Genomic DNA, 20,416 nt, shown 5'->3' with positions numbered 1-20,416 from the left:
AAGATTAATAATCAAACTATAAAAATCCAATATATTGAAAATAAACTTATTTTGTCAAAAAAATAGTAAAATAGCACTACCATAATACGGGGTCAATCCCCCGTTAAACTAAAGCTTTAACGCATCGGGGGACTGACCCCAAAATTGGTGCTTTTTAATGAACACTTAGTTAGTTGAAATTTAGCTTAATAGATTATCTACTATAATTTTATTTCTCACCAAACTTTACATCAAATAGATAATCAGAGGCTTCGTTACCTTCGAAGCTTTCTTGTGTGATATTTCCTTTTTTATCTCTTTCTTCTCCTGTTTTCTCCATCGCAAAGGTTGAAATATAATAAGCTTCAACTGGTAGCTGCTCAACATCTAATAATTGTATTTTTCCATTTGATACAATAAAATGAGTTTGATTTTCTATTGCATAATTGACCCGTTCCCCTGAACTTTGTATAACATAGGAAGAAAAGTCATTCTTAACATGAGTAATATCTTTAATATTAAGTACATTAAGAATTTCAAAGAAATGGTCAGTATCAATTAACCGATTGTATTGGAGCCATGTATCAAGCTGCCTATACATAACTCGATACCTACTCTTACTAACATCATATTGAATTTGATAGAGATTATAGCTATTGCCATTTTGCACTAGTAGTTGCCATCTTAAGTCTGTAATTCTACCATCTTCAACATAGTCCACTTCAAAATCCTCAAGCCTCAAACTGTTGTTCTCTAGATTTAATTCTTGCTTAATCAGTTCATATTCATTTTGAAAGTTCATCGTATATACTGAACCAAGTTCATGTTCGATGAATATTGGGCGACTTTCCCATTCATTAATGGCAGATGGTAAAATCCAATGGATAAGTATAAATGCAAGAACACCTAAGATAGCAGCTATTCTTTTTACATGTACATTTAATTTGGGTCGAAAAAACAACAGATACGCTATAAACCCAAGTGGAAGTGAAATTTGATTGAAATTAAATGCAAATGAACCTAATACAAAGTATCCAATTATTTTTAACGGAAAATAAGATTCTGTATCGTCCTTTTTCCACACTAAAAATAAGAAACTAACAAGTAATATTACTGTGTAAACAATAGATGCCATTTTTACCTCCATCTGGTGGGAATACGCCTATTTGTTGAAAATCAGTAAGCTAAGCCAAGCAAGCCTAAATATAATATTCGTGTTTTTTTATTTTATTTTCTTCTTAAACAAATCTGCCCCATTAATACAATAAGCTTTTTTACAATTTTACCATATAATTACTCATTAAAATGCTAAAAGCAGTGTGATTTCTGGTGAGAAATCCACTGCTTTTATACTTGTTTTATATATGCCTTTTCCTATGCGGGCACTCCAAAAGAGAACGGCTTATTAAACTTCTCCATTGCTCTTTTTTGAGTTAAGATATATGAATTTTTACGATTTAGTCAAAACCTTCTTCTCTTAAGACTCATTATATCTTGCCATCATATAAGTGTTATAGTATTTTCCATCTGAGAGGATTCTATCTTTTTTCAATAAACCTTCTATTTCAAAACCAAGTCTTTTATACAGTTCAATGCCTCGTTCATTTGTTTCAAGAACATATAATACTATTTTTTTAATACCGTTAACATCAGCCCAGGAAATTGTTTCTTTCATAAGATTTTTTCCAATTCCATATCCCCAGAAATCTTTCAAAACACCTAATCCAAATTCAGCTTTATGTAAGAATCTTTTTAAATCATTGCCTACACATCTTGTATAACCGATGATCTTACCATACGTTTCAGCAACTAAAAATAGGTTTCTTTGATGGTTCGTATCAATTTCAATTATTTTTTCAAATCCTGTTGGGTCTATGAAGTCCTCTCCCTTTTCTCTGTCCATATTTTCGGTTTCTCCATCAATCTGTAATCTTATTTCAGACAAATTTTTTGCGTCATTAGTAGTAGCAGTTCTAATAGTATAGGTTAAATCTTTAACATTAAAATCTTGTGGATTGATAATCACCAAATCCCCTCCCAACATTTAAAAAAATATATTTTGGGCTCTAAGTTAAGATATGAATATTTACTTATATCGAAACCTCTGATTTTTTACTGTAGGACTGGAATTTTTTGCGTATTGGGCAAAGCCTGTATCATAAAATTGAGCAATCTTACTTGACCAGTCGCTGGTATCTTGTCCGCTCGTCCGTTCAGACATATAGGATGATATTGTTTGATCGTATTGGTCCATGATTTCCTTTTGAATTTTCGCATCATACTGTTCTTTCTGGAGGGTTGCCTTGATTGGCAGCCTTGGTTTTTGAGCGGGGATAGATTTTGGATATCCGACGACCAGACCAGAGACTGGGAAAACATATTCCGGAAGATTCAATAGATCCACAAAGGTTTGGGGATTTCTCCGTAATCCTCCGATTGGAACGATCCCGAGTCCCATTGATTCAGCCGCTATCACTGCACTTCCCAGAGCGATTCCTACATCGGTTGAACCGACTATAATGGCTTCTAAGTCCTCGATGATTTTAAACCCCGTACCATTTTTATCAGCTGCCAGTTTCGCCCGATAAAAATCGATACAAAACACAAGAAAAACTGGAGCTTCTTCAACCCATCTTTGGTTGCCTGCCGCTTTCGCCAATGCCGCTTTCCTTTCAGGCTTCCTGACCTCGATTACGGTCACTTGCTGACCATTAATCCAATTGGGACCAGCCATAGCCGCTTCAATAATCGCTTGGATCTGGGCTTCGCTTACCTCTTTTTCAGTATCGAAGTCCCTAACTGAGCGATGATTTTTTAATAATTGAATCGTTTCGTTCATACTATCACCTCGTGTATACGATACTACACACGCAGCTTCAAATTCAAACACCAGGCACTTTTTTTACTTATTCACAAGTTCTAAAAAGGAACAAATCGTTAAGATCCCTTTATCGAAGTTTTCTAGGTTAAAGTGTTCGTTTGGAGCGTGAAGATTTTCATCTGGCAAACCGAATCCCATTAAGACGACTGGTGCATTGAGAGAATGATTGAAGTCCGAAACAATTGGAATCGAGCCGCCTTCTCTTTTGTAAACAGGCGCTTTCCCATAAACGGTTTCATACGCTTCGGCCGCTTTTTGAATCATCGGACTGTCGATCGGCGTTAAGAAGGGATTTCCTGTATCTTGTAAAGACACTTTCACCGTGCATCCCTTTGGTGCCTGTTCCTCCAGATGGTTTTTAATCAATCCTTGAATCTTTTCAGGGTTTTGATTGTGAACTAGTCGGCAGGTGATTTTGGCATGTGCCTCGTTCGGGATGACCGTTTTTGTTCCTTCTCCCTGAAATCCGCCCCATAGGCCGTTTATTTCTAGCGTTGGCCGGGAACTAATTCTCTCAGCGTAAGGAAAATTGTTAGTTTCCCCGCCCGTTAAATCGGTTAACCCTAACGATTTTTTCAACTTTTCTTCATCAAAGCCTAGTGCTTTAATTTGTTCTTTTTCAAATTCTGTAAGTTCGACGACATCATCATAAAAATGGTCAACATTGACTTTACCATTTGAATCATGAAGGGTCGAAAGTAGCTGTACCAATAGATGGTTGGCGTTTTGAACTCCTCCGCCAAACATGCCTGAGTGCAAATCAGAATTTGCGGTTTTAAGGGAAAGTTCTAATGCACACAGACCTCTTAAGGAATAAGTAATCGCTGGGACTCCTCTGTCCCACATATCAGAATCGGAAATAACGACCACATCACAGGCTAATTTCTCTTTATTCTCAGATAAGTATGGCGGCAGATGAGGACTTCCGATTTCTTCTTCTCCTTCGATACAGAATTTTACGTTTACCGGTAATTTCCCTTCTACCTTCAATAATGTTTCCACTGCTTTGATATGTAAGAACGTCTGCCCTTTGTCGTCGGTTGCCCCTCTAGCAAAGATCTTTTCATCACGAATCGTTGGCTCAAATGGAGGCGTTTCCCATAAATGCAAAGGATCAACGGGCTGTACGTCATAATGGCCGTATACTAAGACTGTTGGGGCGTTTTCCTGATGAAGCCAATCTGCATATATAATCGGATGCCCTTTTGTTTGAACGATTTCAACATGTTCCAGTCCTATGCTTTCTAATTTGTTGGCAATCCATGAAGCTGCCTTTTGAATGTCCTCTTTATGATCTGATAAGGAGCTGATGCTTGGAATCCGGAGCAATTCTTTTAATTCCTCAACATTTTGATTATGTTGATTGGATAACAACTCGGATAATTTACTCATGTTCTCACCTTTTCTAATTTATTTTCCTTTCTTATTTTATACAAAAAGAAAGGAGAAAAGCTACAATCTGCTCTAATTCATATATCGATATTCCCTCAAACTATTCAAAACGGAAATTTCCTGTAATAGTTCTTTCCCAATATTCGTTTCTCTTACCTTTTTTCGCACCAGTTCTTTATCCACTAACCTTTTGACTGATAATACATCCGTTGTATCACCTAAAACATCTTCTTTGGAATGAAACTGTTTATGAGCCACCAACTGCATACCATAGGAATTATATAGTAAGGTGTATCCTGCTATACCTGTAACCGATTGATAAGGTTTTGAGAACCCGCCATCGATGACAAGCATTCGTCCATTCGCTTTGATGGGATTCTCTCCATCAATTTCTTTTACTGGAGTATGACCGTTGATAATATGGCCCTGCTCGGGGTGGAGATCAAATTCAGCCAGGATTTTTTGGCAAATTTCTTCCTTCTCACGCAAATAATAATAAGGGTTCTTTCCCTCCTTATGAGTCTCCTTCTCCTTAATAAAGTACCGTTCAAAGGTGGTCATCTCTCTTTTACCAAAAAGGGATGAATATTCTCCAGTCCATAAATACCAAACCATATCCGTTGCAAGGTCATCTGTCATTTCCGGGTGTTCAAACGAATATCGTAAATAAGATTCAAACCTATCAAGTAATTCACGGCCTGCATACGTTTTGTTTTCAATTGTCATTTTTTCCATATTTCCTTCTTCATCTAAAGGAATACAGCCATGAATTAACAAGTTTCCGTTATATTTCAAATATAGGCTTCCCTTTTTCATAAGGAAATTCATATGTCTAGCCAGCTTTTCGGAATGCTGAACAGAAAACAACAATTTTTCGATCACTTGTTGTTCTTCCTCTAATAATTGGTCTGGCTGCATTGGATTAACAGTAGCATAGCAACTATTTTCTAGAGGGTAGGTTTTCCCATAAATCGTTATTTCTTTCGTTTCATAATCGATTTTCTCAAGCAACCGCCTTTCTGACATATTAAAATACGGGCGCCTCTTGATGATCGGGATTTCTAGTTTAAATTGAATCATCGCGATTGCTTGGTGAATTTTCGTAATTTGCAGTTGTTCATAATCTGACAGTTTCTTTTCGGACTGGACCTTAGGTCTAAAAGCTGGATTGTCTTCATAGTACTTTTCCGCTAGAGTAAGTAATGGTCTTAGATTGATTCCATATACGTCTTCAATAATATCCAAATTGTTGTATCTTGCACAAATACGAATAATATTTGCCAGACAAACCTTAGATCCCGCAAAGGCACCCAGCCATAGGACATCATGGTTTCCCCATTGAATATCAACCGAATGGTAACCGATTAGTGTTTCGATAATTTTATCAGGCTCGGGGCCCCGGTCGTAAATATCTCCTACTACATGAAGATGGTCAACAACTAATCTTTGTGTCGTATAGGCAAGACCGATGATCAGTTGATCAGCCTGAGCTAAGGAGATGATCTGCTGGACAATTTTTGAATAATAATCATCCTTATTTGTGGAATCATCTTTTTTGTAGAGTAACTCTTCAATAATATACACAAACGGTTTCGGCAAAGCTTTACGCAACTTAGAGCGTGTGTATTTGGAGGAGGCGTAAGAAATGAGCTTTAACATTCGTTCAATGATTTCTGTATACCATTGGTTTAATTCAAGTTCATTCCCAAAATGACTTTTTATTAACTTCAGTTTTTCTTCTGGGTAATAAATTAATGTGGCAAATTCATTCCTATCGTTTTCAGAAAGCGTATCTTGAAACAAGTCATTAATCTTCTCTTTTACATTCCCTGAACCATTTCTTAATACATGTTGAAAAGCTTGATACTCTCCATGTAAATCACTGACAAAATGTTCAGTTCCTTTTGGTAGATTTAGGATGGCTTCGAGATTAATAATTTCTGTTGCGACTTTTTCTGCACTATCATATTTTTGGGCTAGTAAATCTAGAAATTTCTCGTTCAAGAAAATGTATCCCCTTTCAGAATTGACTGCGTTGCACTTATTAACACATTCCTTAATGATATTATAAATGATTAATAGGATATATTTTATAAAAATCAAAAAAAGTGTCAATCACCATCCAATTTTCCTGAAGGTGCTTGACACTTTTTTCGCTGTTAGCGAGTTCTCTAGTCCTTTTTAAGAAAAAGAAATTTTTGTGACCGCTAAAATAAACAGATTGGTTTTAGCTGTAATTTTCAGGCAATTTTCATATTTCTATTGTAAAATTTAGGTAGTAGAGCAGTCTCTTAAACTCATCGATCATCTTTTAAATAGAGGAGGAAAGGCAATGTTTGAAGAACTAATTTCTCATATTCACCCTATTATGGTGCATTTTCCAATTGCTTTAATCATTATTGCGACGTGTTATGATTTATTTTGGATGGTTACAAAACGAAGGTTTTCACCGAAGCGAGGTTTTTGGCTGTGGGCCATTGCATTTATTAGTGCTTGGGTAGCAATTGGCACTGGACCCGAGCATGATGCGAGAGGAAATACTAATGTATTCGAATATCACGAAAGTCTGGCTGATATTGCCACCGTCCTTGCCTTTCTGGTTGTCGCATTCCGTGCTTTCTTTATTTTTAAAAAGAAAGAATTTCATAAGATTTCTCTAGTCATGTATTGTCTTCTTACCTTAATCTGTTCTGCTAGCATCCTTGCGGTGGGATATTTTGGAGGGAAAATGGTCTATGACCAGGGTGTGGGCGTCAAAATGGATGGCAAATATGTTAATCCTCCAAAAACAGAAGCATTCCATCCCAATGATTAACCGCCTTACTAACACATTAAAAAGCTTGGAATAATAATAATCCAAGCTTTTTGTTTATTTATCAAATTTTAATAAAAGAACTCTGTTTCATTCCCCGTCACTGCGTCTGTCTTAATATCAGAAGTGGAGGTTTTAAAGCTTGTAATTTTCTCATATTCTCCTGGTTTTAGTACGCTCTTATCTCCTCTCATTAAATAGGTGTAGGCGATAATGGAGATAAACAATCCAAATGTCCACGCATTATCCCATAAAAAATGAAGTCCAGGAATGAAAAGACCAAGTACAGGAATAGCCACACCAATAATCAGGGCATATACACCATTTTTATTAAAACCAGATGTATAACTATACCGGCCGTTTACATCATATAGTTCATTTAGTGCCATTTGTCGCTTGCGAACAAGCCAGTAATCTGCAATCGCAATCCCATCAATCGGTCCAAGTAACGCTCCATATGTTCCCAACCAGCCAAAAATATAATTTCCAAAGTTCTCCATGATGTACCATGGCTGCATTAAGATTGCAAAGATTCCAGTAATTAGCGCCCCTAGTCCGAAAGTAATTCGTCTTGGATTTAGATTTTCAATCGCACGGGCTGGTGCAACGATATTTGCACCGACATTAATGGTTAAGGATGCAATGACAATGATCAACGTGCCCAAAAAGATAATGTATGGCGGGAATTTCGCAAGCAGTTGAACTGGATCCCAAAGGGCTGTTCCGAAAATCACCACTGTTGCAGAGGTGACGGCGATTCCAATAAAGGAGAAGATACTCATTGTAAGTGGAAGAGAAAAGCTTTGAGCAAGCATTTGTGATTTTTGACTTTTTGCATATCGACAGAAGTCTGGAATATTCAAGGCTAGGGTTGCCCAGAAAGCAATGACACCTGTTAATGCTGGGAAAAATACTTTTAAAAACGCCCCTGTTGTGGTGAATTTTGAAGGTGTGTCCAAGATAGGGCCCCAGCCTCCAGCATTTGTATATGCCCAAATAAGAAGGATGATCGAAGCGATACCGACAATCGGTGTGGCGATTAAGCCAAGGACTTTCATTGCTTGAGGTCCCTTATAGGCGACGACGACATTTAACCCCCAAAACAAGGCAAATATTATAGCCGTATGTCCACTTAAGTTTCTCCAAGCAGGAAATGAAGCCGATAAAAGTGTATCAATTGCACCCGTACCAATCCAAGTGTTGATCCCGAACCAGCCAGCCGCAACAATGGCTCTTGCTAAAGCTGGGATGTGTGCTCCTTTTGAGCCAAACCATAATCTTGCAAACACTGGATAGGGAATTCCAAATTTAGTACCAGCATGTGAGTTTAATAGAATAGGGATAAGGACTATGACATTCCCAAGAAAAATAGTTCCAATGGCTTGCCACCAATTCATTCCCAATGAAATCAAGCCACTTGCCATCGTGTAGGACGGAATACACAAACACATACCTATCCATAAAGTGGCAAAGTTCATTCCCTTCCAGGAATGTTCCTTCAGTGTCGTTGGGCGCAGGTCATCATTCCACATTTCACTGTTACTTAATCCATTGGCTACTTCAGGTGTCAGGGTAACAATTCCATTTTGTTCAATTTGCGTTTTCAACAAATTTCCCCCTTGTTTTGTTATTTGACGTGCTCTTCAAGTGAACATATTCATGGAAATGGCAGAGAGATTTCAACTTCAATTAGTGCAAGAAACTCATCTTAGCACAAATCTATTTTGAGTGAATATTTAAAAAACTCAAACTAGTTTTTCATGATTTTACATCGAGTCACCACCCTAATGTCTTACTACCCCCGCAGCAAGGTTCCATTGCCCTCCCTCCCTTTTGTAATAGCCAAAACCACGAAAACAAAACCCACCTACCTATCCTAAATTATATATCATCAAAACATCCTGTCATTGGACAAATAGTTCAATGATTTCTATCAATTTTTTTATGTTATGTAAGATTTGTTGTAATAGAAAACAAGTGACGGACACCCCCTATTCCATTGAAGGTGTCCGTAACTTATTTTTATCCGATAATCTATATTAACACCTTACATATTTGCGTTTGAAACCAAGTTTCCTCCCTCTATCTAAATCCTTTTGGATATTTTCTGCTGCAAGCAGGATGCTGCTTTTTTTCTTGTCCCGCTTGATTTCGACTGGTCCCACTGCCTTAGCGGTTTCAACTGCCTTATCATGGAGTGGTAAATATGAAATTGCGACAGTATACATAAAATTATTCATTGCGGATTTCGTTCGATCAGGAGAATCGTAAATCGTATTTTCCACCAGATCAAGCATACTGGCAATCTTGCTGGCGCTAAATTCAGCGTCTTTCCGATTCCCCAAAAGCCAGCAATAACAGCTCCAGCCTGCCGACATTCTAAGTTCATCGCCGCTTGCGATCCATTTATCAGCAACCGCTTGCGCAATATCAGTTTCAGCCAAAGTTACGGACACCACATGATCGGATAGCATATAAAAATATGCCGCATCGATCCAACGCTCAAAATCCGCCTCCGTCATTATCTTCGGGTCTGCAATGATGCCGGCAAAATACATGGCATCATAGTTCCCAGTGGCGTAGAGTTGCTCGGCCAAAGGCTGATTTTTCTTGATTATCTTTGACATTGGCTTCATTTTTCCTGTAGCCACGCCAAATAGAGGCTCGTGTGCCCCATTGCTTATGTACGTCTTTTTAATTCGCTCACTACTGAGCGCTTCCAGTTCCTGCATAACCATCTCAAAATCCATCGTTTTGCACTTCCTTCCATTATAATCATTTCCACTGCATCGTAATTATTATCAAGCAATTAGTTATTCCACGCCACTTTCTAATATCGTGAATGTCTTTTTATCACAATTAATTTCCGCCCTTACTCCATATGGTAATATGATTTTCGGTTCTGTATGACCAAAATTGAGATTATAGAGAATCGGCAAATCCTCCAAATTAAATTCCTTCATGACTTTTTGAATTTCCACTTTATATTCATGGTAATATTTCTCGTCCTGCGGTTTACCAAATATGATTCCATTGGCCTTTTGTAGAATTCCTTGTACGGCATAATTTCGCAGCCAATACTTAATATGATTTGGTTCCGGCTTTTCTTCTGAGGTTTCAAAGAATAGAATACTTTCATGCCAATATTTCTCTTCGGGCCAGAGCACGGTTCCTTTCGCAAACTCTAGTACCTCTATACAGCCGCCAATCAAATGTCCCTGTGCTACACCTGAGCCTTGAAGTAACTCGAAACCTACATTTTGCTGCATTGCCCGTCGGCGGTTCTTATTCTCTTCGATCCATTCTAACCGTTCACTCGTCCATTGTTCGGCCGGTTGAATTTCGCCGATCATCTCATTTGAAAAGAGCGTTCGCTTCACCATGTCAATCGTATATGGATCCATCTCAACGTTTTCAGCAAAATCAGTTAAAATGGCCGGACCATAAAAAGAAGAAATTCCTGCTTTATGACAAAATAAATGTGAAACGGTCACATCGGAGTAGCCCATAAATATTTTCGGGTTTTCGCGAATCACATCAAAATCAATATAGGGAAGTAAACGAATACTATCTTCTCCGCCTATATTTGCAAAGATACCTTTAATGCTATTATCCTTAAATGCTGTCATCATATCTTCCGCACGAGCTTGTGGATTTTGATAAAGATAATCGCTCCCTTTTAAACTATTCGGCATAGGGATAACCTTTAGTCCAAAAACTTCTACTAACCTCCTTACCCCTTGTTCATACCGCCATCTCAGTCCTGGATCACCAGCACCTCCCCAAGACGGACTTACTGTAGCAACACAATCTCCTGCTTGTAATTTCTTTGGCTTTTTTAACATATTTACTCCCACCCTTGTATCATTCGATTGGCTAAGAATATAGATGCCTCTTAATTTTAGAGGATATCCCATGGCTTTAATTTCTACAGAATTAGAAAAATACCTGCTTTAATTCGTTAAAGATGCCCGTTCTTTTATGCAGACAGACACTGTTTTTAAGGCACACACCCTTTAAACCCCCAATTAGTCACAAATCCCGTCCGACTCCAGATGTTTACTCCTCTTCTCTTTGCCAAACTCTCATCTGTCGTATATTGTGGTAAATATTTATATGGAGGATTCATGATGTAAGCTACTCGCGCGTAGCCTTCTGTGAGCAGCGTTTCTTGAACAGACTTTCCATCAACATAAACATAGGCTAACAGTCGTCCATACGAATCTCTTGTTTCTCCCTGTTCCAATTCCAGTGTTAAGCCGCCTTCACGCACCAGTTCGTAATTCCTTTGGAAAGCCTCCTTGGCATAAGGTTGGACACACATTCTAGGATTCTTCGATTCTGGGGTATCCACCAACAAATAGCGGATGGTTTCAATACTCCCCTTTACTTTAGCTTTAATCGTGTCTCCATCAATAGTCTCTACTAAGGTGATTGGCATCCGATGAATAGGCAATTTTGACTCATCTCCCACTAGAGAACCATTGTTTTGGTCCACATCTTTCTGGATACCAACCTTTGCTTGATTTACCTCATCCAACCGTTCGATGGGATAAAATGCAAATACCGTTGATGCAGCCAGTAGACCAACTCCCATTAATTTTTTATGCATCCATACTCCCTCTTTCCTCTCAATCTATACACAAACTCTCCGTATTGCTTATTGAATCCAAGTTCTCAAGTAAAATCCCATTCATAGAAGATATATAGTTTAAGGAAGAAAACGGACACCATGTTTTTCGAAAAAAGTATGGAAATTTAATGACAAACAAATTCTGTGGTACCGATTCTACCTTTCTCCAAAACAAAAAACACCCACAAACATTGATATACCAACATTTGAGAGTGTTATATTTTTTAAATTTTAATCAACTTCTAGTAAAAGCATGCATGTTATCTATTATTATTTTACAATTAAAACTGGGCAATGTGCCTTTTGTACAACATAATGGCTAACACTTCCCAAGAAAAGTTCCTTCAGTCCACTTAATCCTCTGCTTCCCATAACAACAAGGTCTGCATCATTTTGCTTCGCATATTCTACTATCATGAATCCTGGGTTACCTTGTAATAAAAGTGCTTTTGTTTTATTTGGAAGTGACTTTAATTCTTGTTCAATTTCATTACGCACGGCATTGGCTTTCTCAAGCTGAGACTCTAAGATTGCAACAACTCCATAACCGGCAGCGTATGGAATGGGCTTTTCCGGTTGCATGACCATTACGACAAACAATTGAATTTGTTGATCCTCTTGTGCCATATTCATTGCCATCTTCAAGGCTTTTTTGCTTAAGTCAGAATGGTCATATGCAACAACAATTCGCGAATAATTCGTTAACATTATTCTCATCTCCCCATTATTAAACTTTCCTTCCTACTTTTATTATACGTCTGTCATTTTAATCACGGATTGAAGATATTGACAATATTGTGTTAAATATGAAGAGTAATCAAAAAAATAAAAGCTGGCGAACAGTGACAGTCACTGTTTGCCAGCTTTTAAAGGCCAAAATGTTGTTTTGCCAGCTCTTTAAATTTCACGTTATCAATATTCTCTTTCGTAAGAATCCCGTCAGCCCATTGGGTAAATGTGGTATCCGTTAAGGTGATATTCCCGTTATTGGTAAGTCGGGTTATTAAGGGATGTTTGTTAAATGAAGATTTCGGGTGCTCGATAATAATTGTTTGGATTTCATTTAGCTTCGATAGATCTTCAATAGACTTCTTGGTATCAAATGCATAGCCAATTTTCCAAACTGTATCTTTATGCTTTAGTTGCATTTCTAAACAATAGTCCCCATATGGATGATTTACTTTTTTAATTCGGAACTCCCCATTATAGGAAGAAATGGGCTCACCGGATAAAGGAACAGGTTTTAGCGGTAAATTTCCTCCAAAGCCCGTGTCTATTAAATACATTTGGTCCTCGTGATTGATCAGAATCGTTACATGCGTCCTACCAAGTTGATGGTACTCTTCGGCAGCATGATTATAGACAACACCGTTTGTTAAGGCTGCGTTAAAGCCATTTTCTAATAGGTAGAAATAAAAAAGTGGATTAAGTTCGTAACAAATACCGCCCTCATTTCTTTCGATGATTTTGTTCATTAAGTTTTCCTTTGTAATTTCAACTGTTTTGTTTTCAATGATTGTTAAATTTTCAAACGGGATATTTTGTGCTGTTTTTTCAAGAACCACATCTAAATTTTCAAAAGTAATGGTTTGGTTCATTGGTAAACCTATTCTTTGATGAAATAAAGACGTCAGTGTTTGCATTTTTATTCCTCCAAGCTTATTGTTGCTAAAAAAAATGACTACAAATTGGCAGACAATTTGAGTCACTTTTTTACATTTTAAGGTTATTATTTTTCCTTTTTATAAAAACGATCCCCTGTTTGGGGGTTAAAGTACACTCTTGATTTCTCATTGGTGATAGGATCAATGTTTATTTCATCGGTTTTTTCAAATCCGGCGGGCACTTTTTCACCCTGTCGACCTTTGAAACGTTTGTCATAAATAAACACTCCTAATAAAATAAAAACAATAACTGCGATGGCTTGCAAGCCGTAATAGGCAATAATTATCCAAAGTCCGTTCATTACATTTTCTCGACTACTACTGCCGTACCGTAAGCAAAGATTTCAGTCATATTTTTTCCGGCTTCCCCTGAGTCGAACCGAGTCATGACTATTGCATTGGCCCCCATCGCATTAGCATTCTTGATCATCCGGTCCATGGCCTCTTTTCTCGAATCCTCCAGCATCACGGTATATTGTTTAATTTCTCCGCCTACCAACCCTTTTAAGCTTGCCATAATATCTGCACCCAAGCCGCGGCTTCTTACAATTAAACCAAAAACAGGTCCTTTTACTTCAACTACCTTGTAACCTTGGATATTTTCTGTTGTTACTACTAACATACACTCACCCCTATCAAACATTAGTAAAATATATATGTACACTCTACATTATTGAGTACCCATTATTCCTTATTATACCATTAAAAAAGTGTCAGGCACCATTCAATTGTGTACTCCACTTTTATTCGTTTACTTCATATCAAAATGGACAAATGAAACCCTATTTAATAATAAATCCGATGCCTCACTCGCATATAAATACAACCGATGCATCGGTCTAGTCATGGCTACATACAACAATTTGATGTCTAACTCTTCCTCATTGTATGACTCTTCTAAGTTAAGAATTAGTACGGCATCAAATTCCAATCCTTTTGAAAGGTACGAAGGTAAGATCACAACACTGCCCTTTTTCATATCTTCTTTTTCTTCTAGGAGTTGAATTGGAAGTTTGCTATTTTCAAGCATTTTATGTATTCGTGAGCACTCTTTGTCAGTTCTTCCAATAATCGCAATCGAGTTAAGCTCGTCCTTTTTGAGTAAATGAATATCCTGTTCAAGGATCGCTTTCACCTGATCCAAATTGGCAGGGTCGATTTTTGTAAAACGGGGTTTGTCCCCATGACGAATGACGGGTTCTACTTTTGGCAAGTCTTTTTCCATGATGGAAAGAATGTCGTTTGCTAAGTGCATAATCTCGACTGTCGTTCGATAACTCTTTTGTAACGTTTGATAATTTGCATTCGGAAAAATATCGTTTATTAACGGTTCCCAACTATTCAACCCTCGATAAGAATGAATTCCTTGGGCTAGATCTCCAACAATCGTAAACAAGTCTGTTTCAAAACCTTCTTTCAGTGCGGCAAATTGGAAATAACTATAGTCCTGGGCCTCATCAATGAAAATACTTTTCATTTTATAAGGTTCTTCGATCCCTTCCAGCTTCGCCTTCATATAAAATAACGGTGCTAAATCCTCGAGCTCGAGCGCCTTTTTAGCAAAAATCCTTTGACAATAGTTACTTAACCTCTTGCAGTCTGCCTCGGAAAGCGTCCGAGAATATTTTTGTAACAACTCAGGGGACGTCATTAGTTCCTTATAAAGCGTAAAGATATCTTTTTTAACAAAAGCAGCCATATAATTTTTTATTGCAACTTTCGACTCTTTCTCCACCGAGCTGATTCTTTTTTCTTTCGAATCCATGAAGCTGACTACTTTTTCCTTTCTTTTTTCGGACTCCGGCCTGTTGCTAAAAAGGAGCTTTTCTAACGCATCGTCATATTTGCTATTAAGTTTAGAAAGAATCAGTGATTTTTTTAATCTTAAATCATTGGCTAATAAATTTTTAATTTTATCCAGTCTTTTATAGATAGGTAAGTATTGAAATTCATTTATAAATAGTTTTTTAAGTTTCGCCCCTCTCAACAGGCGTGATTTTTCAATCATAAAATCCTCGGAAGGGGCCAAATTATACTCAATTTCTTTTAAATAGTGGTCGATTAACTCTTTAAAGTCCAGCGATCCTTTAAAACTTGAAACCCATTGGATTGTTTTTGATTTTTCATTTCCGTTAATAAGCGCCATTAATTTTGAATTCGGCGATATTAATGTTAATTTCTTCCCTAAACAACTTCTCATAAATTCAATATAGGTCGTTTGTTTTATCTTATTAACCCCTAAATCAGGCAGAACGGCGGAAATATAATCGATAAATAATTTATTAGGTGCTAGGATCATTAATTTTTCTGGAGGAAATCGATATCCAGAAGAGTAGAGAAAGTAGGAAATTCGATGGAGCGCAATGGTCGTTTTTCCACTTCCAGCCGCTCCTTGGACGATAATGGGGTGTTTCAGTGAAGCTCGAATGACTTCATTTTGCTCATTTTGGATGGTTGCGACAATTTCTGTTAAGCGATTATCTGCTTTTCCTGCTAAGGATTTCTGTAATAACTCATCATGTGTGGTTAAGTCGATATCTCTAATATCTTTTAAAAATCCATTCTCGATCTCATACTGTCGCTTTAACGATAAATAACCACTTTGCGTTTCCCCGTAAGCGTCATAGGTCACATCCCCAAGCCGTCCATCATAGTAAACATTGGCAATTGGAGACCGCCAATCAACGATAATCGGAATCTGATTGACACGGTCAAACAGTGAGGCTTTGCCAATATATAAAATCTCTTCGTTGGTGTCACCACTGCTTGTAAAATTGATTCTAGAAAAGTAAGGTTTGCCGATAACGCTTGATAGCCGTTCCAATTCACTCTCGGCCAATTCTAAATACTGCGCATTCGTCAGTAAGTTCATGTAACTTAAACTACTGTCTGATGTGTCCAGATCTGCAAAGGCCTCTTTTAAGTTCTCAACGAACTGTTCCTTATTTCCCTTCGACATTTCCAAAACACTTTTAATATATTCCTTAGTAAACTCCAGGCGCTCCACTTCTGATTGATAATCTTTATGGTCACGAATTGATTTTTGTTTTTTCGGGCTCATACTCTTAATCCGTCACCTCTCAATTTGAGTTTTATAAGGATGGAACCGGCACAAAAAGAAACATCTACCGTTTTTAGTAGATGCTATACTTAAGATTGGAGTTATATTTTACCATTTGATAAATGTTTAATCAACACTTTTAGAAACAGAGGGACGTTTCTTATTCTTTTTTGAATTACGCTCTACCGACCACTAGAACCGCCCCTGTGTCCTCACCCTTTGAAAAAGAGTAAAGCAATGAGGAAAATAATCAATCCTATTAAGAAAATAGGACCAAGGCCCGTACTGTATACAAAATAAATTCGAATATTAAGAAGGGCATGGATAATAAGAATGATCAGTATACAAAAAAGTAAAAAAATGGTTAGCTGTACATTTTTATTCCGATTTCGATTCAAAGAATTGGCTCCCTCCTAGAAGCTCTACAGGGACACTTTATGGACGAACTTACTCTTGTTTTTTATATAAATATTTTAGGTTGGTTTGAATTATTCCTTCACCCCAAAAAAAGCGACGAACCGTCTCCCATGGTTTTCCTCATTTACCTTGATTTATGTCAAGGTAATTAAAAAATCGATTCATTAAACTAAATGTAGTAAATCTGAAAGGAGTTAAGCATACATAAGCTAACCTTGATTAGCGGTTTCAAAAAATTTGTTTACTATATAGGAGGCTATTTACCATGAAAAAAAATCTCGGGTTATTTTTATTAACGGGTCTTTTAGTATTAGGCTTAGCTGCTTGCGGAGATTCAGATGAAGGAAACAAGACGTCCAATGCTAGTGAAAAGACAACTGCTCAATCAGCAGAGACTTCTAGTACAACAGCATCAGATGTGGAAGCGTTCACTATCACAGCTTCTAACTGGAAATTCACTCCAGATAAAGAGTTGATTATTAAAAAGGGATCGAAAGTCAAATTGACTCTGGTTAACAAAGAAGGAGCACATTCAATTAGTAACGAAAAATTAGGAATTGATCTTAAAGCCGACGCACCTGCTGAATTTACAGCAGATACAACAGGAGAATACGAATTAACTTGTTCAACAGTTTGTGGTGCTACTGAAGACCACGAAGGAATGAAAATTTCACTAAAAATAATCGACTAAGGTCTTAATTAAAACCAGAAGTCTCCTCCCTTGTTTCAGGAGGAGACTTCTGGTTTTCTAATTCATTTCATATACTCATCGATTGAAGTTTCCTGCTGCTGTTCAAATTGAAGATAGCTGATTTTTGGATTCGCTCATTGAGTCGCAAAATTCGCTCATTGAACCGTAGAATCCGCTCATTGAACCGCCGAATCCGCTCATTGAACCGTAGAATTCGCTCATTGAGCCATAAAACTTACCCATTGGACCACAAAACGAATCCATAAACTAGTAAAATTTGCAGAAATTTATTTTGTTTGCGAAATTTCTTTAACAATTTGGGTTAATGCCTCTTTGATTGGCGTAACTGGACGTCCGAGAACCTTTTCAAAATCATTACTTTCCACTGCAAGTGAGCCATTTCGAATACTCTCTTGAATTCCAACAACAATCGGAATGACAAAATCCGGTAAGCCTAAACCTTTCATGATTTCGGCATACGTCTCGTCTGATACTTGCTGTACAGGTATTTCTTTACTCAATACAGTGCTAAGAGCAGCTACTAATTCTTCTTGAGTTAATAGAGGTGCAGAAAGTTCATATACCTTATTTTCGTGACCGTTTCCTAAAAGCACAGCTGCTGCTGCCTCTGCATAATCTTGTTGCAGGGCCCAGCCTACTTTACCTGTTCCAGCGGAAGTTACCCACGGAGCACCTGCCATCGCACCTTGAATGCCCCCAATTTCATTTTCCAAATACCAATTGTTACGCAAGAAAGTATATGGAATTCCAGTTTTAATGATTGCTGCTTCTGTCGCAACATGAGGCGGCGCCATTATATTTGTGCTTTCTGTTGCATTTGCCAAACTTGTATAAGCAATAAATTTCACTCCCGCCCGTTCAGCTGCTGCAACTGCATCTGTATGCTGACGAATTCTTGTTTCATTGTCACCATCCGCAGAAATAATTAATAGACGATCAATCCCGGCAAAAGCCGTAACTAAGCTTTGCGGCTGGTCAAAATCACCCTGGCGAACTTCTACCCCGCGAGAAACTAATCCCGCTGCTTTTTCGGGATTGCGGACACTGACAGCCAATTGATTCGCTGGTACACTTTGTAATAACTTCTCGACCACTTTTGATCCCAATTTACCTGTTGCACCTGTAACTAACATTTTCATATTAAATTCCTCCTCTTTCTTGTTCTATACCATTAGGATGGTTCTTTTTGTGAGTTAGTGACAATCACAAAAACAGTCCCACACTTACTTGTAACTAATTTGATTACCTGTAATCATTTTAATAACATGTTAATCTTTTGTCAACTAAAAAACGCATTATATATTTTGTTCGTAAATTTGGTATAATACACTTGTAATCAAATTGATTACATTTCAATTATTTGGTGATATTAAAGTGTATAACAATAAGGAAGGTGAAGAAAGATGTCGATAAGCAGCCGTTTTGCGGTTGGAGTTCATATATTAACACTCCTTGAGGTAAATAAAGGCGGAGTAAACTCATCCGAGTTTATTGCGGGAAGTGTAAATACAAATCCAGCCGTCATAAGAAAAATAATGGGCATGTTAAAAAAATCAGGGTTAATAAATATACGACCTGGTATTGCTGGTGCTGACCTAGCAAGGGATTTATCTATGATTACCTTGTTGGATGTTTATAAAGCTGTTAATGTAGTTCAAGAGAAAGAATTGTTTAGCATCCATGAAAGCCCCAATCCTGAGTGCCCCGTCGGTAGAAATATTCAAGATGCGATTGGTCCACTGTTTTCAAGTGCTGAGAAGGCAATGGAGAAAGCTCTTGAAAATGTAACCATTGCGGATGTAGTAAGTGATATTTCTAAAAAAGAAAAATTGAATAGTATATAGCGGACGACATCTTTTCTGAATGTCGTTTTTTTATATTTAAGATCCAATTTTTCTCGCCTGCTGGAATTTCCTATATTGTAAAAAAACCTACCCTCGAAATTATTTTAGTTTCAACTTAATGGTTTTGCTCAAGTAGCCTCTATCCCTATGATACAAAATAATAGCAATGACTAATATTCCTGATGCTATAAATATAGAGGTGTTCCCTATAATTATGGTTGAAAATGTCCCTGTCAATGCCCCAAATGAAAAAGAAAGTATGATCAAAAAAAACTCTATGAATTGCTTTTTTGCTTCCAGATTTCGTTCTTTTATTGCCAAGTAGGCGGCTTTAGTTGCCGTTCGAAGATTACCTGTTGTCATGGTTGAGTTGTAGGCCCACTTATCCAATTTATTGAACGTTGAAATTTGCATGGAAGATACAAATGCTATACACACCGTGACTATGATGTTAGGCACGTTTCCTGGCAACAGACCAACTGTAATTAAAACCAAACATTCTATGATAAGAATCGATCTTCGATAGCTATGTAATAATTCGCGCACATGAGGAATCTTTACTATTTCTGAAACCAAAACACCCAAAATGAAGGCTATAATAGGTGGAATAAATAGCAAAGTGCCTCTCCAATCTTTGCTTGCTGCTTTAACAGCCAGTAATACCATATTTCCCGTTTGCGCATTGGCAAACACTCCATCACGGCTAATAAACGTATAAGCATCTAAAAACCCGCCAACTATGGCTAACAAACTACCCAAATAAATGGAGTTGGACGATAACGAGGGAATTTTATCTTTCATTTTGTTATCTCCTTGATTCTGTTTATTCACGTGATTATTATTTCCAAGAAGAAACAAGAAAACTAATCTAAGTGTGGTTGTTTCATAGGAATCGTCAAAATTATATCATTCCACAGAAATGATGGTCTGTAAATAAAAATGACCTACCCTTCTAAATGATTCAAAGAAAGGTAGGTTTTATTTACTGATTGGATTTTTTTGATAAAGGCTATATTTACGT

19 protein-coding genes are annotated in these 20,416 nt (G+C 37.4%); 3 read left to right on the top strand and 16 right to left on the bottom strand.

Annotated elements, in window-relative coordinates; translation table 11 throughout:
- Nucleotides 1-208 precede the first annotated feature (208 nt).
- The 5 genes from RCG22_RS00720 to RCG22_RS00700 form a co-directional block, all read right to left on the bottom strand.
- Nucleotides 209-1,114 (bottom strand): hypothetical protein, encoded by a 906-nt coding sequence (locus tag RCG22_RS00720; RefSeq protein WP_308105276.1) that lies wholly within the window; start codon nucleotides 1,112-1,114, stop codon nucleotides 209-211.
- 342 nt (nucleotides 1,115-1,456) lie between these two features.
- On the bottom strand, nucleotides 1,457-2,005 hold the full coding sequence (locus RCG22_RS00715; RefSeq protein WP_308105275.1) for a GNAT family N-acetyltransferase: 549 nt from the start codon (nucleotides 2,003-2,005) through the stop codon (nucleotides 1,457-1,459).
- A 60-nt stretch (nucleotides 2,006-2,065) separates the two neighbouring features.
- Nucleotides 2,066-2,818 (bottom strand): NADPH-dependent oxidoreductase, encoded by a 753-nt coding sequence (locus tag RCG22_RS00710; RefSeq protein WP_308105274.1) that lies wholly within the window; start codon nucleotides 2,816-2,818, stop codon nucleotides 2,066-2,068.
- 63 nt (nucleotides 2,819-2,881) lie between these two features.
- Nucleotides 2,882-4,252, bottom strand: coding sequence for a dipeptidase (locus tag RCG22_RS00705; RefSeq protein ID WP_308105273.1), 1,371 nt, complete (start codon nucleotides 4,250-4,252; stop codon nucleotides 2,882-2,884).
- Nucleotides 4,253-4,324: 72 nt separating this feature from the next.
- Entirely contained in the window at nucleotides 4,325-6,256 is a 1,932-nt protein-coding gene (locus RCG22_RS00700) for a fructose-1,6-bisphosphatase (protein ID WP_308105272.1), read from the bottom strand.
- Between the two features lie 328 nt (nucleotides 6,257-6,584).
- Here RCG22_RS00700 and RCG22_RS00695 point away from each other — a divergent pair, with 328 nt between their 5' ends.
- The gene (locus RCG22_RS00695; protein ID WP_308105271.1) at nucleotides 6,585-7,067 is read left to right on the top strand and encodes a DUF2231 domain-containing protein; all 483 of its coding nucleotides are present in this window, start codon (nucleotides 6,585-6,587) and stop codon (nucleotides 7,065-7,067) included.
- A gap of 68 nt (nucleotides 7,068-7,135) precedes the next feature.
- On the opposite strand, the gene RCG22_RS00690 is transcribed toward RCG22_RS00695, so the two are convergent.
- From RCG22_RS00690 to helD, 9 genes are all read right to left on the bottom strand, one after another.
- Nucleotides 7,136-8,671 carry an NCS1 family nucleobase:cation symporter-1 gene (locus RCG22_RS00690; protein ID WP_308105270.1) on the bottom strand — a complete coding sequence of 512 codons (1,536 nt, stop codon included), beginning with the start codon at nucleotides 8,669-8,671 and terminating at the stop codon, nucleotides 7,136-7,138.
- Nucleotides 8,672-9,103: 432 nt separating this feature from the next.
- Nucleotides 9,104-9,814: a DNA alkylation repair protein gene (locus tag RCG22_RS00685; protein ID WP_308105269.1), complete on the bottom strand. Its 711-nt coding sequence runs from the start codon at nucleotides 9,812-9,814 to the stop codon at nucleotides 9,104-9,106.
- A gap of 63 nt (nucleotides 9,815-9,877) precedes the next feature.
- Nucleotides 9,878-10,909 carry a S66 family peptidase gene (locus RCG22_RS00680; protein WP_308105268.1) on the bottom strand — a complete coding sequence of 344 codons (1,032 nt, stop codon included), beginning with the start codon at nucleotides 10,907-10,909 and terminating at the stop codon, nucleotides 9,878-9,880.
- Between the two features lie 155 nt (nucleotides 10,910-11,064).
- A complete protein-coding gene (locus RCG22_RS00675) occupies nucleotides 11,065-11,676 on the bottom strand; it encodes a thermonuclease family protein (protein WP_308105267.1) in 612 nt (203 codons plus the stop codon).
- Nucleotides 11,677-11,967: 291 nt separating this feature from the next.
- Nucleotides 11,968-12,405: a universal stress protein gene (locus RCG22_RS00670; protein ID WP_308105266.1), complete on the bottom strand. Its 438-nt coding sequence runs from the start codon at nucleotides 12,403-12,405 to the stop codon at nucleotides 11,968-11,970.
- A gap of 158 nt (nucleotides 12,406-12,563) precedes the next feature.
- Nucleotides 12,564-13,340: an arylamine N-acetyltransferase family protein gene (locus tag RCG22_RS00665; RefSeq protein ID WP_308105265.1), complete on the bottom strand. Its 777-nt coding sequence runs from the start codon at nucleotides 13,338-13,340 to the stop codon at nucleotides 12,564-12,566.
- Nucleotides 13,341-13,426: 86 nt separating this feature from the next.
- On the bottom strand, nucleotides 13,427-13,663 hold the full coding sequence (locus RCG22_RS00660; RefSeq protein WP_308105264.1) for a hypothetical protein: 237 nt from the start codon (nucleotides 13,661-13,663) through the stop codon (nucleotides 13,427-13,429).
- Nucleotides 13,663-13,983, bottom strand: coding sequence for a YbjQ family protein (locus tag RCG22_RS00655; protein ID WP_088088275.1), 321 nt, complete (start codon nucleotides 13,981-13,983; stop codon nucleotides 13,663-13,665). The genes RCG22_RS00660 and RCG22_RS00655 overlap by 1 nt, the downstream gene beginning before the upstream one ends.
- A gap of 129 nt (nucleotides 13,984-14,112) precedes the next feature.
- Nucleotides 14,113-16,422, bottom strand: a complete 2,310-nt coding sequence (gene helD / locus RCG22_RS00650; RefSeq protein ID WP_308105263.1) for an RNA polymerase recycling motor HelD — start codon at nucleotides 16,420-16,422, stop codon at nucleotides 14,113-14,115.
- Nucleotides 16,423-17,104: 682 nt separating this feature from the next.
- Between helD and RCG22_RS00645 the strand changes: the two genes are divergently transcribed.
- Nucleotides 17,105-17,530: a cupredoxin domain-containing protein gene (locus tag RCG22_RS00645; protein WP_098261890.1), complete on the top strand. Its 426-nt coding sequence runs from the start codon at nucleotides 17,105-17,107 to the stop codon at nucleotides 17,528-17,530.
- Nucleotides 17,531-17,817: 287 nt separating this feature from the next.
- Here RCG22_RS00645 and RCG22_RS00640 read toward each other — a convergent pair whose 3' ends face one another.
- On the bottom strand, nucleotides 17,818-18,690 hold the full coding sequence (locus tag RCG22_RS00640; protein WP_308105262.1) for an SDR family oxidoreductase: 873 nt from the start codon (nucleotides 18,688-18,690) through the stop codon (nucleotides 17,818-17,820).
- Between the two features lie 264 nt (nucleotides 18,691-18,954).
- Between RCG22_RS00640 and RCG22_RS00635 the strand changes: the two genes are divergently transcribed.
- Nucleotides 18,955-19,395, top strand: a complete 441-nt coding sequence (locus RCG22_RS00635; protein WP_308105261.1) for an Rrf2 family transcriptional regulator — start codon at nucleotides 18,955-18,957, stop codon at nucleotides 19,393-19,395.
- A 99-nt stretch (nucleotides 19,396-19,494) separates the two neighbouring features.
- Here the strand turns inward: RCG22_RS00635 and RCG22_RS00630 are convergent, their stop codons facing one another.
- On the bottom strand, nucleotides 19,495-20,196 hold the full coding sequence (locus tag RCG22_RS00630) for a YoaK family protein (protein ID WP_308105260.1): 702 nt from the start codon (nucleotides 20,194-20,196) through the stop codon (nucleotides 19,495-19,497).
- Nucleotides 20,197-20,416: the final 220 nt, after the last annotated feature.

It is taken from the genome of Neobacillus nitrireducens (genome assembly GCF_030915405.1).
GTDB lineage: Bacteria > Bacillota > Bacilli > Bacillales > Cytobacillaceae > Neobacillus.
This window is presented reverse-complemented; position numbering and strand designations above follow the sequence as displayed.

Coding starts and splice junctions, on each gene's coding strand:
- RCG22_RS00720 (WP_308105276.1), bottom strand. CDS start 1,114: ATGGCATCTATTGTTTACACAGTAATATTACTTGTTAGTTTCTTATTT.
- RCG22_RS00710 (WP_308105274.1), bottom strand. CDS start 2,818: ATGAACGAAACGATTCAATTATTAAAAAATCATCGCTCAGTTAGGGAC.
- RCG22_RS00705 (WP_308105273.1), bottom strand. CDS start 4,252: ATGAGTAAATTATCCGAGTTGTTATCCAATCAACATAATCAAAATGTT.
- RCG22_RS00695 (WP_308105271.1), top strand. CDS start 6,585: ATGTTTGAAGAACTAATTTCTCATATTCACCCTATTATGGTGCATTTT.
- RCG22_RS00685 (WP_308105269.1), bottom strand. CDS start 9,814: ATGGATTTTGAGATGGTTATGCAGGAACTGGAAGCGCTCAGTAGTGAG.
- RCG22_RS00680 (WP_308105268.1), bottom strand. CDS start 10,909: ATGTTAAAAAAGCCAAAGAAATTACAAGCAGGAGATTGTGTTGCTACA.
- RCG22_RS00675 (WP_308105267.1), bottom strand. CDS start 11,676: ATGCATAAAAAATTAATGGGAGTTGGTCTACTGGCTGCATCAACGGTA.
- RCG22_RS00670 (WP_308105266.1), bottom strand. CDS start 12,405: ATGTTAACGAATTATTCGCGAATTGTTGTTGCATATGACCATTCTGAC.
- RCG22_RS00665 (WP_308105265.1), bottom strand. CDS start 13,340: ATGCAAACACTGACGTCTTTATTTCATCAAAGAATAGGTTTACCAATG.
- RCG22_RS00660 (WP_308105264.1), bottom strand. CDS start 13,663: ATGAACGGACTTTGGATAATTATTGCCTATTACGGCTTGCAAGCCATC.
- RCG22_RS00655 (WP_088088275.1), bottom strand. CDS start 13,983: ATGTTAGTAGTAACAACAGAAAATATCCAAGGTTACAAGGTAGTTGAA.
- helD (WP_308105263.1), bottom strand. CDS start 16,422: ATGAGCCCGAAAAAACAAAAATCAATTCGTGACCATAAAGATTATCAA.
- RCG22_RS00645 (WP_098261890.1), top strand. CDS start 17,105: ATGAAAAAAAATCTCGGGTTATTTTTATTAACGGGTCTTTTAGTATTA.
- RCG22_RS00640 (WP_308105262.1), bottom strand. CDS start 18,690: ATGAAAATGTTAGTTACAGGTGCAACAGGTAAATTGGGATCAAAAGTG.
- RCG22_RS00635 (WP_308105261.1), top strand. CDS start 18,955: ATGTCGATAAGCAGCCGTTTTGCGGTTGGAGTTCATATATTAACACTC.
- RCG22_RS00630 (WP_308105260.1), bottom strand. CDS start 20,196: ATGAAAGATAAAATTCCCTCGTTATCGTCCAACTCCATTTATTTGGGT.